At 71.2% G+C, this 15120-nt stretch carries 16 protein-coding genes; 5 read left to right on the forward strand and 11 right to left on the reverse strand.

The genetic code is table 11. The features are described from left to right. The first annotated feature begins 81 nt into the window (after nt 1-81). Nucleotides 82-777, forward strand: a complete 696-nt coding sequence (locus O1G22_RS10610) for a glycerophosphodiester phosphodiesterase (RefSeq protein WP_270081129.1) — start codon at nt 82-84, stop codon at nt 775-777. A 357-nt stretch (nt 778-1134) separates the two neighbouring features. On the opposite strand, the gene O1G22_RS10615 is transcribed toward O1G22_RS10610, so the two are convergent. Further along, a complete protein-coding gene (locus tag O1G22_RS10615) occupies nt 1135-1566 on the reverse strand; it encodes a tautomerase family protein (protein ID WP_270081130.1) in 432 nt (143 codons plus the stop codon). A gap of 126 nt (nt 1567-1692) precedes the next feature. Here O1G22_RS10615 and O1G22_RS10620 point away from each other — a divergent pair, with 126 nt between their 5' ends. The 3 genes from O1G22_RS10620 (at nt 1693) to O1G22_RS44835 (ending at nt 3854) form a co-directional block, all read left to right on the forward strand. Beyond that, on the forward strand, nt 1693-2601 hold the full coding sequence (locus O1G22_RS10620) for a LysR family transcriptional regulator (protein WP_270081131.1): 909 nt from the start codon (nt 1693-1695) through the stop codon (nt 2599-2601). Nucleotides 2602-2841: 240 nt separating this feature from the next. Next, nucleotides 2842-3516, forward strand: coding sequence for a carbonic anhydrase (locus tag O1G22_RS10625; RefSeq protein ID WP_270081132.1), 675 nt, complete (start codon nt 2842-2844; stop codon nt 3514-3516). After that, nucleotides 3513-3854, forward strand: coding sequence for a hypothetical protein (locus O1G22_RS44835; RefSeq protein WP_428986345.1), 342 nt, complete (start codon nt 3513-3515; stop codon nt 3852-3854). Before O1G22_RS10625 ends, O1G22_RS44835 begins: the two co-directional genes overlap by 4 nt. 65 nt (nt 3855-3919) lie before the next feature. Here the strand turns inward: O1G22_RS44835 and O1G22_RS10635 are convergent, their stop codons facing one another. The 9 genes from O1G22_RS10635 to O1G22_RS10675 all read right to left on the reverse strand — a co-directional run bounded on the left by O1G22_RS10635 (nt 3920) and on the right by O1G22_RS10675 (nt 12524). Next, nucleotides 3920-4555 carry a CoA transferase subunit B gene (locus O1G22_RS10635; RefSeq protein WP_270086385.1) on the reverse strand — a complete coding sequence of 212 codons (636 nt, stop codon included), beginning with the start codon at nt 4553-4555 and terminating at the stop codon, nt 3920-3922. Between the two features lie 20 nt (nt 4556-4575). Beyond that, nucleotides 4576-5358, reverse strand: a complete 783-nt coding sequence (locus O1G22_RS10640) for a CoA transferase subunit A (RefSeq protein WP_270081134.1) — start codon at nt 5356-5358, stop codon at nt 4576-4578. Between the two features lie 46 nt (nt 5359-5404). Next, nucleotides 5405-6154 (reverse strand): SDR family NAD(P)-dependent oxidoreductase, encoded by a 750-nt coding sequence (locus O1G22_RS10645; protein ID WP_270081135.1) that lies wholly within the window; start codon nt 6152-6154, stop codon nt 5405-5407. Beyond that, nucleotides 6151-7122, reverse strand: a complete 972-nt coding sequence (locus tag O1G22_RS10650; RefSeq protein ID WP_270081136.1) for a fumarylacetoacetate hydrolase family protein — start codon at nt 7120-7122, stop codon at nt 6151-6153. The genes O1G22_RS10645 and O1G22_RS10650 overlap by 4 nt, the downstream gene beginning before the upstream one ends. 115 nt (nt 7123-7237) lie before the next feature. Next, on the reverse strand, nt 7238-8176 hold the full coding sequence (locus tag O1G22_RS10655) for a VOC family protein (RefSeq protein WP_270081137.1): 939 nt from the start codon (nt 8174-8176) through the stop codon (nt 7238-7240). Between the two features lie 11 nt (nt 8177-8187). Then, the gene (locus O1G22_RS10660) at nt 8188-9198 is read right to left on the reverse strand and encodes an amidohydrolase family protein (RefSeq protein WP_270081138.1); all 1011 of its coding nucleotides are present in this window, start codon (nt 9196-9198) and stop codon (nt 8188-8190) included. Further along, nucleotides 9195-10370, reverse strand: coding sequence for an FAD-dependent oxidoreductase (locus O1G22_RS10665; RefSeq protein WP_270081139.1), 1176 nt, complete (start codon nt 10368-10370; stop codon nt 9195-9197). Before O1G22_RS10665 ends, O1G22_RS10660 begins: the two co-directional genes overlap by 4 nt. Before the next feature lie 175 nt (nt 10371-10545). Next, complete coding sequence (locus tag O1G22_RS10670; protein WP_270081140.1) at nt 10546-11544, reverse strand: cyclase family protein; 999 nt, start codon at nt 11542-11544, stop codon at nt 10546-10548. Beyond that, nucleotides 11541-12524, reverse strand: a complete 984-nt coding sequence (locus tag O1G22_RS10675; RefSeq protein WP_270081141.1) for a fumarylacetoacetate hydrolase family protein — start codon at nt 12522-12524, stop codon at nt 11541-11543. The genes O1G22_RS10670 and O1G22_RS10675 overlap by 4 nt, the downstream gene beginning before the upstream one ends. A 119-nt stretch (nt 12525-12643) precedes the next feature. On the opposite strand from O1G22_RS10675, the gene O1G22_RS10680 reads away from it, so the two are divergent. Beyond that, nucleotides 12644-13627, forward strand: coding sequence for a LysR family transcriptional regulator (locus O1G22_RS10680; protein ID WP_270081142.1), 984 nt, complete (start codon nt 12644-12646; stop codon nt 13625-13627). 71 nt (nt 13628-13698) lie between these two features. Here the strand turns inward: O1G22_RS10680 and O1G22_RS10685 are convergent, their stop codons facing one another. Continuing rightward, a complete protein-coding gene (locus O1G22_RS10685; RefSeq protein WP_270081143.1) occupies nt 13699-14967 on the reverse strand; it encodes an MFS transporter in 1269 nt (422 codons plus the stop codon). Nucleotides 14968-15120: the final 153 nt, after the last annotated feature.

Genomic DNA, 15120 nt, shown 5'->3' on the forward strand with positions numbered 1-15120 from the left:
CGGGCGGTCGCCCGCCGCTCGGCGGGCGGGACGGCGCTCGTGCGGCTGCCCCGGACCACCACACCCAAGGACGGCAACCGAGTGTCTTTCTTCACCATCGGCCACCGCGGTGTCATGGCCGCCGAGCCGGAGAACACCCTGCGCTCCTTCCTGCGGGCCGAACGCGAGGGGCTGGACGGCATCGAACTGGACCTGCACCTGAGCAAGGACGGCGAGCTGGTCGTCATGCACGACGAGACCCTGGACCGCACGACGAACGGCTCCGGTCCGATCGCCGACCAGAAGCTGCGGAAGCTCAAGAAGCTCGACGCCGGCCTCGGCGAGCGCATCCCCACGTTCGGGGAGGTGCTGGACGCCGTCGGGCCGACGCTGCCGATCCAGGCGGAGATCAAGGACGTGGCCGCCGCCCGGTCACTGGCCAAGGTGCTCACCGACCGCGACCTGCTGGACCGGGTCTCGGTGCTGTCGTTCCACGACGTGGCGCTGACCGAGATCCACAACCTGCTGCCACAGGCCCGCACCGTGCTGGTGGCAGGCCCCAGCGCGCACCGCGACACCTTCGTCGGCCGCGCTCAGAAGGTCGGTTCCACCCTGGTCAGCGTGGACCTGCGCCACGTGAACCGGGCCATCGTGGAGAAGTGCGGCGCCGCCGGCATCGACGTGATGGCCTGGACCGTCAACGACGAGCGCGACCTGACGCTGGCCCGGACACTCGGCCTGGTGGGCTGCGTGACCGACCAGCCCGGCATGAAGCGGCTGGTCGAGGCCACGGCCTGACCTCAGAGGTCCGGGACCGAACCGGCCGCCCGCGTGACCGGACGAGAGCATGGACGCCGTGGTCCCAGTCCCCCGCGCGGGGAACCGGGACCACGGCGCGTTCGTCGGCGTCACGCCGACTGCTTGACCAACCCTGCGGCGTGCGGCCAGGTGCTCGATCAAGCGCCGTCGATGCCGTCGAGGAGCCCCGGGCCTCGGCGGCGCGGTAGCGGTCGGAGCCGAAGGTGGCCAGGCAGGCGTCGTGGGCGCCATGGCCGAGGCGCGGGCCCGGGCCGTGTCGCCCGGGGCGAGGCGGGCAGGGGCTCCCGGCGCCGAGTGCCTCGCCGTACCCGTGCCGGCCCGGCAGTGGTGCCGGCGTCAGTCGACCCGGCCGGCGGCCATGGCCTCGGGGCTCATCCGGGTGTCGAATCCGGTCTCAGCATCGATGGTCCGTCCTTGTACCCACCAGTTCTCCGCGGCGGTCTCCAGGACGGTCAGCAGGACGTCCTCGCGGCGCATCCCCACAGCCTCGACGAGGCGGTCGGCGACGGCTTCGAACAGCTCGGCCTTCTGCGCGGGCGGCCGGTGGTTGAACGTCATCCGGATGATCACCGAGTCGGCGCTGCGCTCGACACCGAAGAACGTCGGCGCCTGCAGCATGTCGCCGGGCTCCATGTCGTGCACGACGTGGAAGAGGTCGTCCTCGGGGATCTGGAACACCTGCCGCATCGACTCGTGCACTGCCTCGGACAGGGCCTTGCGGAATTCCGGCGTCTTGCCCTTGCGGAGGTAGATCTCGACGAACGGCATGGCAGGTCTCCTCGGGTATCGGGATCCGCCGTCGCACTCATCTGCGCGGCCGGCACCGGCAACGCTAGGTCCGGACAACTCCATGCGGCCAGCGAAAGTCCGGCATGGCTGGTATGCCTGACCGTCATGGAGCCCTCACTCACCGGCCTACGGGTGCTGCGCGAGATCGCTGAACGCGGCAGCTTCACCGCCGCGGCTACCGAGCTCGGCTATACGCAGTCCGCCGTCTCACGGCAGGCCGCCGCGCTGGAACGCGCCACAGGACAGCGACTGTTCGACCGCCAGGCCGGCGGTGTCACGCTGACCGCCGCCGGGCTCACCCTGCTGCGACACGCCGTGGTGGCGCTTGACGCAGTCGCCGCAGCAGACCGCGAACTCAAGGGCCTTCCGCCCGAGCGCGGCACCGTGCGCCTGGGCACCTTCCCCAGCGCCGGGGTGCTGATCCTGCCACGGGCCCTGGCCACGCTGCGCCGCACGCATCCCCGTATCAGAGTCACCACACGAGAAGCCACGACCCCGGCGCTGGTTCGGGCGCTACGGGCGCGCACCGTCGACCTGGCAATCCTCTCCTCCCGGCCACCGTATCGGCCGCTGGACGACCAGGCTCCGCCCCTGGAACACCTGACCCTCAGCGAGACGACGCTGCTGCTCGCGGTGCCGGCCGGCAGCACCCTCGCGGCCGAGGACGCCGTGGAGTTGGAGGCGCTGGCCGACCAGGACTGGATCGCCGGTCCCTCGAACGCCGCCGAGCCGACAATGGGCGTCTGGCCCGGCGCGCCAGGGCGGCCCCGGATCGTCCACACCGCCCGTGATTGGCTGACCAAGCTGCAACTGGTCGCGGCCGGATGCGGTATCACCACCGTGCCGCCCGGCCTGGCCGACGCCGTCCCACCCGGCGTGCGACTGGTCGAGGTCCGGGGCGGCCCCGCTGAACGCCGGCGGGTGGTCCTCGCCCGCCTTCCCGGACCGTGCCCACCAGCCGCCACCGAGATCATCCGCACTCTCCGCCAGGAAGCGGCCCGCCAACCCGGTTGAGAAGCGCCCGGTTGCCGAGACTGCAGCCGTCCGACTTCCTCACCGGCGCGTCGTAACTGCTCAGGCACACGACACCGGCGGCGGGCCGCCTTCGCGGCGACCGCCGAGACCGCGCCGACGGCGATCATGGCCTGGGCCAGATCCCTGAAGGCGGCCGATACTTCCGACGACGTAAAACCCACCGCGCCCGCAATGAGCCTTACCGCATCAGCGAGCCTTGTCCGGCCGTACCCTGCGGCCATGAGTCACACCACCCCGGCAACCCCGCGCGACGCCTTCGACCATCTCCTGGCCGGCAACCGTCGCTTCGCCGCCGGTACGTCCCAGCACCCTCACCAGGACGCCGCCCGCCGTGCCGACCTGGCCTCGGCCCAGCGCCCGTTCGCGGTGCTGCTCGGCTGCTCCGACTCCCGGCTGGCCGCCGAGATCATCTTCGACCAGGGGCTGGGCGACCTGTTCGTCGTCCGCACCGCCGGCCACGCGGCGGGACCAGAGGTCCTGGGCAGCATCGAATACGGGGTGAGCGTGCTCGGCTGCCCCCTGGTCGTGGTCCTCGGCCACGACGCCTGCGGCGCGGTCGCGGCAACCCGCGCCGCCGTGGCGGACGGCACGACCGCCCGCGGATACCTGCGGGACGTGATAGAGCGCGTGACGCCGAGCGTACTGGCCGCTCAGGCCGCCGGCGTGAACGACGACGACGGCTACATCGCCGCACATGTCCGGCACACCGTCGACTTCCTCATGGAACGCTCCCGGGAACTGGCCGACCAGGTCGCCGCCGAACGCACGGCAGTCGTGGGCCTGTGCTACCGGCTGGCCGAGGGCACCGCCCGGTTGGTGGCCTCCCGCGGCCTGGACCTGGCCTCGGACCCGGCCCTGCGCCCCGGCACCGCGCCGACGGCGAACAGCCGATGAATCAGCCGTTCCCGCCCCTCGAAGCCGACCTGACCGTCGACGGCACCGGCCTGCTCTGCGTCACCCTCCTGCTCCGCCTCCGCAGGCAGATCGACGACGCGCCACCAGGCACCGTCGTCGCCGTGCCGCCCTGTCCGCCAGGCCGCCTTCATGCCGAGGGCGAGGGGCAGCAGGCCCAGGTACGGGATGGCCGCCTCGGGCAGGAACGTCACCCCGAACGCCCCGGCTACCGCGACGGCGAGGATGGCGGCGAAACCGAGGTACTGACCCACCACGATCCGGCGGGCAGTGCCCTGGTGGCCCGCGCCCTGAGCGAAGAACAGCGACAGGGGTGGTGAGAACAGGACGCAGAACGTCGGGCGGGCAGTAACCGTGATCCCTGCCCGGCCGACGCGTCCATGGTTCACGACTTCCGGATCAGAGGTGCATCGGTGCGGGCGGCGATGTCCTCGGCGGTGACATCCGGTGCGCATTCCACGAGTGCGAGGCCCTCGGGTGTGACGTCGAGGACGCCGAGGTCGGTGATGATGCGGTGGACGCACTGTTCGCCGGTGAGCGGCAGGGTGCATTCGGTGAGGATCTTCGGGCTGCCGTCCTTGGCGGTGTGTTCCATCAGGACGATGACGCGGCGGGCGCCGTGGACGAGGTCCATCGCGCCGCCCATGCCCTTGACCATCTTGCCCGGGATCATCCAGTTGGCCAGGTCGCCTGCGGCGGAGACCTGCATCGCGCCGAGCACGGCAGTGTCGATGTGGCCGCCCCGGATCATGCCGAAGGACAGGGCCGAGTCGAAGAAGGAGGCCCCGGGCAGCACCGTGACGGTCTCCTTGCCCGCGTTGATCAGGTCGGGGTCGGCCTCGGCCTCGGTCGGGTACGGGCCTGTGCCCAGGATGCCGTTCTCGGAGTGCAGGACCACATGGACGTCCGGGGGCAAGTGGCCGGGGATGAGGGTGGGCAGGCCGATGCCGAGGTTGACGTAGGAGCCGTCGGTGAGTTCGGCGGCGGCGCGGGCGGCCATCTGGTCCCGTGTCCAGCCCAGCCGCGTTCCCAGGGTGGTGCTCATGCGCGTACGGCCCCTCGTGTCGAAGACGCGGAAATGGAAAGGTGCTCGATCTGCTTGTCGGCGGCCTCGGTCGGGGTGAGGACCACGATCCGCTGGACGAAGATGCCCGGCAGGTGGATTTCGTCCGGGCTCAGCGCGCCCGGCTCGACGAGCTCCTCCACCTCGGCGACGGTGATGCTGCCCGCCATCGCGGCCAGCGGGTTGAAGTTGGCGGCGGACTTACGGAAGACCAGGTTCCCGTGGCGGTCGCCGCGCCAGGCCCGTACGAGGGCGAAGTCGGTGGTGATGCCGTGCTCCAGGACGTGACGGCGGCCCGCGAAGTCGCGGGTCTCCTTGGGCGGGGAGGCCACCGCGACCGTGCCGTCGGGCCGGTAACGCCAGGGCAGCCCTCCCCTGGCCACCTGGGTGCCCACCCCTGCCGGGGTGTAGAAGGCGGGGATGCCCGCTCCCCCGGCGCGCAGCCGTTCGGCCAGCGTGCCCTGCGGCACCAGCTCCACCTCCAGCTCGCCCGACAGGTACTGACGGGCGAACTCCTTGTTCTCGCCCACGTAACTGCCCGTGACACGGGCGATCCGGCCGTCGGCCAGCAGGACTCCCAGTCCGCGCCCGTCCACACCGCAGTTGTTCGACACGACCTCCAGGCCGGTGGTGCCCTGGGCGTGGAGTGCCTGGATGAGCACGCCGGGGATGCCGCTGAGGCCGAAGCCGCCGACGGCCAGCGACGCGCCGTCGGGGATGTCGACGACCGCCTCGGCGGCGCTCGCGCGGACCTTGTCCATGAGAGAGAGGGCCTTTCTGTCGTGGCTGTCCTGCGTGGTCGCCGGTTCAGGCGTCCGCGCGCAGGGCGTCAGAGATCGACTTGGCGCCGCCGTGCACGGTGAGCCCGCCGTCGACCGGTATCTCGGCCCCCGTGATGAAGGACGCCTCGCCGGAGAGAAGGAAGACGACGAGCGGGGTGATCTCGTCGACGGTTCCGGTGCGGCCGAGCGGTGTCTCGCGGACGTTCGCCTCTCGGAAGCCGGGCGCCGCGGAGGCGGTCATGTCCGTTTCGATGAAGCCGGGGTGGATCGTGTTCACGCGGATGCCGCGGGGCCCCAGTTCCATGGCAGCGGTCTTCGACAGGCCTCGCAGCGCCCACTTGCTGGCCGTGTAGGCGACCGGGTAGTGGCCGGTGAGCGCGGCGGACGAGCCGACGTTCACGATCGAGGAGCCGGGCGGCATCAGCGGGGCAAGGTGCTGGATGCCCAGCAGCGGGCCGGTGACGTTGACCGCGTGGACGCGGGCCATGTCCTCGGGGCGTACGTCGTCGATCCGGGCCCGCCAGGTGACGCCCGCGTTGTTGACCAGACCGTGCACCTGCCCGTACGCCTCACGCAGGTCGGCGGCGAGTTCCGCCCAGCCCTTCTCGCTCGTGACGTCGAGACGGCGGCAGCCGGGTGACTCCGAGACGTCGGTGGCGATCACCCGGGCGCCCTCGCGGGTCAGCGCCTCGGCCTCCGCGGCGCCCTGGCCACCGGCCGCGCCCGTGACCACGACGACCCTGCCGAGCAGCCGTTTGGGATGGAGATCGGTCACGGCCGCTCCCTCGTGCGGCGTCGGGCGACGGGAACGGTCACGGGGTCCGGGCCGGCCACCACGGTGTTGGAGACGGAGCCGATGCCCTCGACGGTGAGGGTGACCGTGTCGCCGGGCTTCAGGGGAGGCGGGGACTGCTCACCCCGTACACCCCACAGCTCGGCGAGGCAGCCGCCGTTTCCGCAGGTCCCGGAACCGAGGACGTCACCGGGGCGGACGACCGTGCCGCGTGAGGCGTAGGCGGCCATCTCCTCGAAGGTCCAGCTCATGTTGGACAGCAGATCCTTGCCCACGACCTCGCCGTTGATCTCGGCGGTGAGCGCCAGGCGCAGGAAGCCGTCCGCATCGCGGTACTTCCCCAGCTCGTCGGCGGTGACCAGGTAAGGACCCAGCGTGGTGGCGGTGTCCTTGCCCTTGCAGGGGCCGAGGCCCACCTTCATCTCGGCGGACTGCAGGTCCCGTGCCGACCAGTCGTTGAAGACGGTGTAGCCGACGATGTGGTCGCGGGCCTGCTCGGGCGTGAGGTCGCGGCCCTCCTTTCCGATCACGGCGGCGACCTCCAGCTCGAAGTCGAGCACGCTCGACCCCGGCGGCATGGGGATGTCGTCGTGCGGCCCGTACATCGCGTAGGGGTTGCCGAAGTAGAACGTCGGGGCCGCGTACCACCGTTCCGGTACCCCGGCAGCCCCGTCCACGGACCGCCGTACGCCCTCGACGTGTTCCTCGAAGGTGACGAAGTCCCGCACGGTGGGCGGCTGGAGCGGCGCCAGCAGTCGTACGTCGGAGATGTGGGGGCCGGCCGGGACGTCGAGGATCGCGGAGCCCGCGTCGAGCAGTTCGGGCAGGCCGCCGCCCTCGGCGAGCAGGCCGGTCAGTGAGCTGACGCCGGGCAGGGGGTGGAGAGTGCCGTCCTCTGCGACGACGGCCACGTGGCGTCGGTTGCGGTACTCGTACGCGGCGAAACGCATGGCAGTTTCCTGTCGGCTGTCGGTGTGAGGGGTGGCACGAAGGCCGGGGGTGCGGCAGGGGAGTCAGGGCAGTTGACAGGGCAACCGCACCCCCGGGGACTGAAGGCTCCGCCGATCAGACCGGCGGAGCGACGAAGACGCCGCGGTCGACGTCGTTGAAGGACTCCTTGGTGACCAGTTCGTTCATGGGGTTGGCGGTGCCCCACTGGTCGGTGACCTCGGGCTTCGAGAAGTCGTAGACGTGCGGGTGCCAGGTGTCCTCGTCCAGCAGCTCCAACTCCGTCGTGTACTCCACCGTGTTGCCGTGCGGGTCGAGGAAGTAGGTGAACGTGTTGTCGCCCGCCATGTGCCGGCCCGGCCCCCAGATCTTCCGGAAGCCGGCGCGCATCACACGGCCGGAGCCGCGCATGTACTCGTCGATTCCGCGCATCTCGAAGGAGATGTGGTGCAGCGAGGTGTGCGGGCCCTTGGCGATGGCCATGGAGTGGTGCTGGTTGCTGATCCGCATGAAGTGCATGACGTCGCCTATGTGCGGATGGCCGAGCGTGTCGGACAGCCGGAAGCCGAGGTGCTTCTCGTACCACGCCTTGGTCTTGTCCAGATCCGGCGAGTTGAGGACGACGTGCGACAGCTTGACCGGGATCGACTCCTTCTCCTCGATCTTGCGGTGCTGCCGCACCTCGACGTCGGCCGAGACCTCGATGGTGCGCCCGTCGACGTCGAAGAAGCGGAAGCCATAACCGCCGCCGGGTGTTTCCACCTTGCCCGGCTGGTGGATCAGCTGGACGCCCCCGGCGAGGAGTTGCTCGGCGAGCGTGTCCACGTCGGCCGGGCTCGCGGCACCGTAGGACACGAGGTCGAGGCGCTTCTCCTCGGCCTTGCGCAGCCGGACGACGTACTGCTCCGGGCTGCCCTCGGCGGCCAGGAAGGAGATGCCGGAGTCCTCGGCGACCTTGGTCAGGCCCCAGACTCCGGCGTAGAAGTCGAGTTGCTTGTCGTAGTCCGGCACGGCGAGGTCGACGTGGCGGAGGTGGGTGAGCAGGCGGTTACTCATGGGGGGGCTCCTCAGACGAGGTTGAGCAGAGCGGCGGCGTTTCCGCCGCGGACGGAGTGGAAGTCGGTGTCGGGCAGGTCTGCGGCGCGCAGCGCGCCGAGCGGGTCGTCGGTGCCCATGTCGAAGGGGAAGTCGGAGCCGAGCAGGACCCGTTCCGGGCCGACCGCTCGCAGCAACTCCCGCAGCACCTGAGGGTCGTGGACGAGGGAGTCGAAGTACAGCTGCTTCAGATAGCTGCTCGGTTCCCGCTCACAGCCCCGGGCGTCGGGACGGGCCCGCCAGGCGTGGTCGGAGCGGCCGATGTGGGTGGGCAGGTAGCCGCCGCCGTGCGCCGCGATCAGCTTCAGGCCCGGATGACGGTCCAGGACGCCGGAGAAGATCAGGTGGGAGAGGGCGACCGCGTTCTCGGTGGGCTGGCCGACGGTGTTGGACAGGTACCACTGGTCCAGGCGCTCGTCGAGGGAGCAGCCGAACGGGTGCAGGAAGACCAGGGCGCCTGTCTCCTCCGCACGGGACCAGAAGGCTTCGTACGCCGGGTCCGACAGTTCGTGGCCGGGCGCGTGGGAGGAGATCTCCACCCCACTCAGCCCTTGGTCCAGGGCGTGGTCGAGCAGGCCGACCGCGAGGTCGGGATGCTGGAGCGGGACCAGGCCCAGGCCGTGCAGGCGGTCGGGAGCCTTCGCACAGTGTGCGGCGGTGCCCTCGTTGGCCAGTCGGCAGACCTTCTCGGCCAGTTGGGGCTCGGCCCAGTAGTGGTAGTGGGACGGCGAGGGGCTGACCAGCTGGATGTCCACGCCCTGCGCGTCCATGGCCGTCAGGCGCACCGCGGCGTCCGTCAGCTTCGGCACGCGCGCGCCGACCATCGGACCGTTCACTGCCAGGGCCGCCGGGCCGTTGCGGCGCGCGTCGAGGGCGCGGGCCTCGGCGAGACCGGGATGACCGGCGACGGCCTCCTCGACCTCCGGGAGCAGGAGGTGGGCGTGGACGTCGATGGTCGGCGCGGAGGATGCGGTGGTGGTCACGGGCGCACCTTGAGGAGGTTCATGGTGCGGCCGACCAGCCCGGCCATGTCGGCGTCGCGCACACCGTCCAGCTGCCACTGGCCGATCTGCATGGACGCCTCGACGACGGTGCGCACCCGGGGAATGCGGCGGTCGTGATAGGCCTGGAGCAGCTCGTCGTCCCAGTCCCGGCCGTCGGCCACGGCCCCGCTGAGCAGCTCGGCGAGGACGAGGGCGTCCTCCAGGGACATGGCCGCGCCCTGGGCCATGGTGGGCGGGCAGCAGTGGGCGGCGTCGCCGATGAGCACGACCCGGCCCCGGTGCCAGGAGTCCTCGACCAGCAGGCGGTCGAACCAGGTGTAGTTGACCTTCTTCGGGTCGGTGATGTGCTCGGTGATCTCCGGCCAGACCCCGCCGTAGCTCTGCACCAGGCGGCGCATCTCGTCGGCGTAGGTGGCCGGGTCGATGGAGGCGCGGTCGCGGCACCCTTCGACGACGTACGCGTAGATGGTGTTCTCGCTGGTGGGGCAGTAGCCGGCGATGTAGGCGGGGCCGCCGTAGGCGAGGTCGGTGCGCGTCACGCTCTCGGGCCGCGGGGCGGCGATGCGCCAGATGGCCATGCCGGTCGGCTCGGGTTTGTCCGTGATGCCGATCGCGGCGCGGGTGGCGGAGTTGACTCCGTCGGCGCCGATCACCAGGTCGTAGCGGCCCTCGCTGCCGTCGCTGAAGCGCACCGACACGCCGTCGGCGTCCTGCTCCAGCGCTTCGGCGGTGGTGCCAAGGCGAACGTCGGCGCCGGAGGCGCGGACCGTGTCGATGAGGATCTGCTGCAGCTGGGGGCGCTGCATGCCGAGGGTGGCGGGCAGGTCCTCGCCGCCGGTCTGGATGTCTTCGGCGACGAACAGGACGGTGCCGTCGGGGGTGGTCACGCCCAGCGAGCCGAAGGCGTATCCGGAGGCTTTCACCTGTTCCCACACGCCCAGTTCGCGCAGGACCCGCAGGGCGTTGCCCTGGAGGGTGATGCCGGAGCCGGTGGTGGCGTTCCAGTCCGGCTTGGCCTCGATCAGGTCGACGGCGATGCCGGCGCGGCGCAGCAGGATGGTGAGGGCGTTGCCTGAGGCGCCCCCGCCGATGACCAGGACGGTGGGTGTGCCCCCGGCCGGAGGCTGGGAGAGAGTGCGGTTGTCAGCCATGTCGGGGATTCCTCCCGGGGTTGGGCCGCGCGACTTCGGGCGGCGGGGGCTGCGGCTCGCCCGCTGCGCGTGCGGGCCAGAGGTGGGGACGGGTCACCCGGCGAAGCGGGTGGAGCGGTGGGGGCCGGATGCGCCGCTGCTGTCCGGGGAACGGCGCATCCGGCAGTGGTGCGGGTTACTTGACGGCGATCGGATTGACCGGGGAGCCGACGGCTCCGGTGATGAGGAGGGGAGCGGCGGTGAGCCAGAACTCGTACACGCCGTCGTCGGCGCAGTCGGCGGCGAGTGCGTCGAGGTCCCACATCTCGCCGATCAGCAGGCCCATGTTGGGGATGACGACCTGGTGCAGCGGCTGGAAGGCGTTGTCGAACTCGTTGGGGCGGACCTCGAAACCCCAGGTGTCGGTGGCGATGGCGGCGATCTCGGTGCCGTGCAGCCAGCCGGCGGTGGTGAACGACAGGCCGGGCGCGGGGCCGCCCGCGTAGTCGCCCCAGCCGTCGCGGCGGGCGCGGGCGAGACGTCCGGTACGGACGAGCACGATGTCGCCGCGGCCGACGGTCACCCCATGGGCTTCAGCGGTCTGCTCCAGGTGCTCCTCGGTGATGGCGAACCCGTCGGGCAGCTCTCCCCCACTCTCGGCTCCGCTGGAGCGGGAGGTGCCCCCACCCGTGCCGACGACCAGGCCCACGTCGAGCAGCACGCCGCGTCCCGCGACGTACGGCGCCATGTGCTCGATGCCGGTGACAAGGTCTCCGTCGGAGGTGACCACCTGCTCGGCGGCCCGTCCGTTCCACGCCTTGCCGTGGTCGAAGATGTGCCCGAGGCCGTCCCACTGGGTGGAGCACTGCAGCGGCATCGCGATCACGTCGTCCGCGCCGCCGATGCCGTGCGGGAAACCCTGGTTGCCGAGGGCCGCGTCGGTCCCCGTGTCGAGCATGGTGTGCACCGGGTTGGTCCGCCGGCGCCAGCCCTTCTGCGGGCCGTTCATGTCGAACCGCTGCGACAGCGAGAAGCTCACGCCGCGGCGCACGAGCGCCGCGCCCTCGCGCCGCTTGGCCTCGTCGAGGAAGTTCAGTGTGCCGAGCACGTCGTCCTCACCCCAACGCCCCCAGTTGGAGTACGCCTTGGCGGCCTCGGCTATCGCGCCCTCCGGGTCGCGGCGGTCCAGGCTCATGCCGTTCCCTCCGCGACACAGCGGGTGCGCTGCACGCCCAGACCGGTGATGGAACCCTCCATGACGTCGCCGTCGCGCAGCAGGCGTCCCCAGTGGATGCCGTTGCCGGCCGGGCTGCCGGTCAACACCAGGTCACCGGGCAGGAGTTGAGCCGTCTGCGAGGCGTACGACACCAGCCGGGCGACTCCGAAGAGCATGTCCTTGGTGGACTCGTCCTGCATGGTCTCGCCGTTCAGCTTGAGCGTGACCCGCAGGTCACCGGTGTCCGCGATCGACTCCGCAGGTACGAGCCACGGGCCGAGCGGCGTGAAACCGGGAGCGTTCTTGCAGCGCAGCCAGTCGGTGCCGATGGCGGGCATGTCCCGGCGGAACACGGTGGCGCGGTCGGTGAGGTCGTTGGCGATGGTGTACCCGGCGACGTATTCCAGGGCCTCCTCGACCGTCACCCGGTAGGCGGGCTTGGCGACGACGGCCGCCAACTCCAGCTCCCAGTCCGGCTTTTCGGCCCAGGCGGGCAGGACCACGTCGTCGTAGGGGCCCGTGATCGCGCTGGGCAGGCCGATGAACACGTAGGGCAGGTCCTCGGCGGCCCGGCGGTCCATGACCGCGGCGATCTCCGCTCGTGCCTCCTCGACCGTGCGTGGGTCGTCCGGGGAGCGGTGGGCGACCTCCAGGTCGATCACGTGCTGCCGGTAGTTGGCGCCGGACTGGAAGATCTGCCGCGGCTCGATGGGGGCGTGCACGCGCAGGCCCTCCAGTGGCCGCCGGCCGAGGGAGTCGTCGTCCGCCAGGGTGCGCAGGACGGGGAGGGTCTCCTCCCACCGCTCCAGGACTGCGCGCAGATCCGACGGCGCCCAGTCCAGGGCGCTGCGCAGATCGAGTACCCGGTCATTGGCCAGGAGGCCGGGAAACGGCTCCCCGTCCTGAGTGGAGAACGTGCCGAGCGCGAACGGGCCGGCAGGTTGCGCGAGCGTTGCCATCTGATTTCCTCCTGCGGGGTTGGGGTCTACTCTGACCCCGATCGGCCAATCACGGAAATTAATCCTGTGGATGTGTCGAATCCACGTCATGGATGGCTCTCGTTGCTAGGTGGTTGCCGGTGAACCTGTCCCGACTCGACCTCAATCTGGTCCTCGCCCTTCGCGCGCTGCTGGAGGAGCGCAATGTCACCCGGGCCGGCGAGCGCATCGGCCTCAGCCAGCCGGCCATGAGCGCCGCGCTGTCCCGGCTGCGCCGCCATTTCGACGACGAATTGCTCGCCCGCACCGGCAACGCCTACGAGCTGACTCCGCTCGGCGCCGCCCTGCGCGACCGCAGCGCCACCGCGTGCGACCTGCTGGAGCGGGTCTTCTCCAGCCAGGCCGACTTCGACCCGGCGGCGGAGTCACGTGAGTTCACCCTGCTCGCCTCCGACTACGGGGCGGCCGTGTTCGGTGCCGCACTCGCCCGCACCGTGCACGAGGAAGCGCCCGGCATCCGGCTCACCTTCCAGCACCCGGCACCGTCCATCGTGGAGAACACCGCCGCGGTGCTGAGCACCGTCGACGGACTGCTGATGCCGCACGGCGTCATCGACGGCTTGCCCGCCGTCGACCTCCACCAGGACCGCTGGCTGTTCCTGGTCGCCGACGATCACCCCGAGATCGGTGACGAACTCTCCCTGGACCAGCTGGGGCGTCTGCCCTGGGCCGTCTACCAGCGTCCCTACGACGCCCCGGCCGCCCGCCAGCTCAGCATGATTGGGATCAGTCCCCAGGTGGAGGTGTCCGTGCAGACCTTTCAGCTGCTGCCCCTCATGGTCGAGGGCACCCGCCGGATCGCGATGATCCAGGAGCGCCTGGCACGCAAGGCGGTCCGATCGGCCGCGGTGCGCGTCCTGCCCTGCCCCTTCGAGGCGGTACCGGTGCGGGAGGCGATGTGGTGGCACCCGGTGCACGCTCAGGACGCGGGCCACATCTGGCTGCGGCAGAAGGCCGCGGAAGTGGGCGCGACGCTGGCGGGCAACGGCTACAGCCATGGCAAGGGCCCAGGGAAGGCCGTGCCCGTCGACCAGAGCGCGGGGCTGCCGCCGGGCCGGCTCTGACCGGGCCGGCTCTGACCGGGCCCGGCGGCAGCCCGTGATCGACGCGCTCTCGGTGGTCTTCCCGCACGCCCTCAGGCCAACTGCTCCGGCAACGGCCGGGGATCGACGGCGCCCACCCGGCGGCGGGCCGCCCACAGCCCCGCGGCGACGAGGGCGGCGGCCAGCCCCAGCACGCCCACCGCACCGGCGAGACTGCCGACCGCGGACTCCCCGGCGAGCAGCACCAGCGGGCAGATGAACTCACCGCCGAAGAAGGCCGTCATCCACAACCCCGTCCCACGGCCGCGGTCCTCGAACGCCAGGCGGGACATGGCACTGGTGAGAAGGGCGGGCAGCAGCATGCCGGTGCCCACACAGTTGACGACCGCCCCGATGACCAGCAGCGGGGCATTGCCCGCGAGGAACATCACCCCGAAGCCGACCGCGCAGACCGCGAAGACGGCGGGCAGCATCGGGTCGGGAGAACGCTTGAGCCGGGCGAAGGCGACCGCTCCGCCCACGGTCGCGGCACTGGCGATCGCGGTGGCCAGTCCGATCACGCCGGTGTTCTCCACCCCGAGGTCGTCGAGCAGGTACGACATCTCCACCGGGACGGTGTAGAAGACCATCGCCCCGAAGAAGGTGAGGGCACAGATGCCGCCCAACTGCCGCCAGGGGAACGAGCGGCGGGCCTCCGTCTCGGCCGGAGTCTCCTCGCCGTCCGCACGGGCCGCCGGGTTGGGCAGGGCGGTTGCCATCAGCGGGGCGAGCGCCAGGCTCACGGCGTAGACCCAGAAGGGCACGCGCCAGCCCGCCGATCCGGCGGCGCCGCCGAGCACGAAGAAGACGGTGGCCGACGCGGAGGCGCACATGGTCTGCAGGGCGAGGTACTTCACCCGTCGGTGACCGCTGTAGTAGTCGCCGATCAGAGTCGTGCAGCAGGTCATGATCGCGGCCTCGGCGACTCCGACCAGGGCGCGGCTGGCGATGATGGCGCCCAGCGAGTCCAGCCACAGCGGTGCCGTGCCGAACAGCGCGTACAGGACGGTCGCCACGACCAGCAGGCGCTTGCGGCCGAGCCGGTCCACGATCACCCCGGCGAACGGGGCCAGCAGCGCCAGCGCCAGCGCCGGGACGGTCAGTGCGAGGGGCACCAGCGCCTTGGCCCCCGGGACCGACGCGAAGTGGTCCTGCATCTTCGGCAGTACCGGGGCGATCAGCACCGCCCCCAGGATCGGCAGACAGCTGCCCGCCATCAGAAGGGTCACCCGCAGCAGATGGGCCGGGCCCGAGACGGCGACGGCTGACGGAGTGGTGGCATCGACCGCCGCGTGAGGCGGCGGGGGCACGGAACCGGGCATGGCGACTCCAGGGGGCGGCGTAAGGGAGTGGGCATGCCTCACGGCGCCGACGGCGCACGGCATGCCGGGGAAGCTCGCACGCCGGCGGCATCCGGACAGCGGCGTGCGGTAGCGACGACTATGGGGGCACCAAAGCGCCGGTGCCATCCCCTG

Origin of the sequence: Streptomyces camelliae, assembly GCF_027625935.1 — a bacterium.
Classification (GTDB): Bacteria; Actinomycetota; Actinomycetes; order Streptomycetales; family Streptomycetaceae; genus Streptomyces; species Streptomyces camelliae.

Bases quoted from the DNA above. Each gene is read 5' to 3' on its own strand.
- O1G22_RS10615 (WP_270081130.1), bottom strand. From the start codon at position 1,566: ATGCCGTTCGTCGAGATCTACCTCCGCAAGGGCAAGACGCCGGAATTC.
- O1G22_RS10620 (WP_270081131.1), top strand. From the start codon at position 1,693: ATGGAGCCCTCACTCACCGGCCTACGGGTGCTGCGCGAGATCGCTGAA.
- O1G22_RS10625 (WP_270081132.1), top strand. From the start codon at position 2,842: ATGAGTCACACCACCCCGGCAACCCCGCGCGACGCCTTCGACCATCTC.
- O1G22_RS44835 (WP_428986345.1), top strand. From the start codon at position 3,513: ATGAATCAGCCGTTCCCGCCCCTCGAAGCCGACCTGACCGTCGACGGC.
- O1G22_RS10640 (WP_270081134.1), bottom strand. From the start codon at position 5,358: ATGGACAAGGTCCGCGCGAGCGCCGCCGAGGCGGTCGTCGACATCCCC.
- O1G22_RS10650 (WP_270081136.1), bottom strand. From the start codon at position 7,122: ATGCGTTTCGCCGCGTACGAGTACCGCAACCGACGCCACGTGGCCGTC.
- O1G22_RS10655 (WP_270081137.1), bottom strand. From the start codon at position 8,176: ATGAGTAACCGCCTGCTCACCCACCTCCGCCACGTCGACCTCGCCGTG.
- O1G22_RS10665 (WP_270081139.1), bottom strand. From the start codon at position 10,370: ATGGCTGACAACCGCACTCTCTCCCAGCCTCCGGCCGGGGGCACACCC.
- O1G22_RS10670 (WP_270081140.1), bottom strand. From the start codon at position 11,544: ATGAGCCTGGACCGCCGCGACCCGGAGGGCGCGATAGCCGAGGCCGCC.
- O1G22_RS10675 (WP_270081141.1), bottom strand. From the start codon at position 12,524: ATGGCAACGCTCGCGCAACCTGCCGGCCCGTTCGCGCTCGGCACGTTC.
- O1G22_RS10685 (WP_270081143.1), bottom strand. From the start codon at position 14,967: ATGCCCGGTTCCGTGCCCCCGCCGCCTCACGCGGCGGTCGATGCCACC.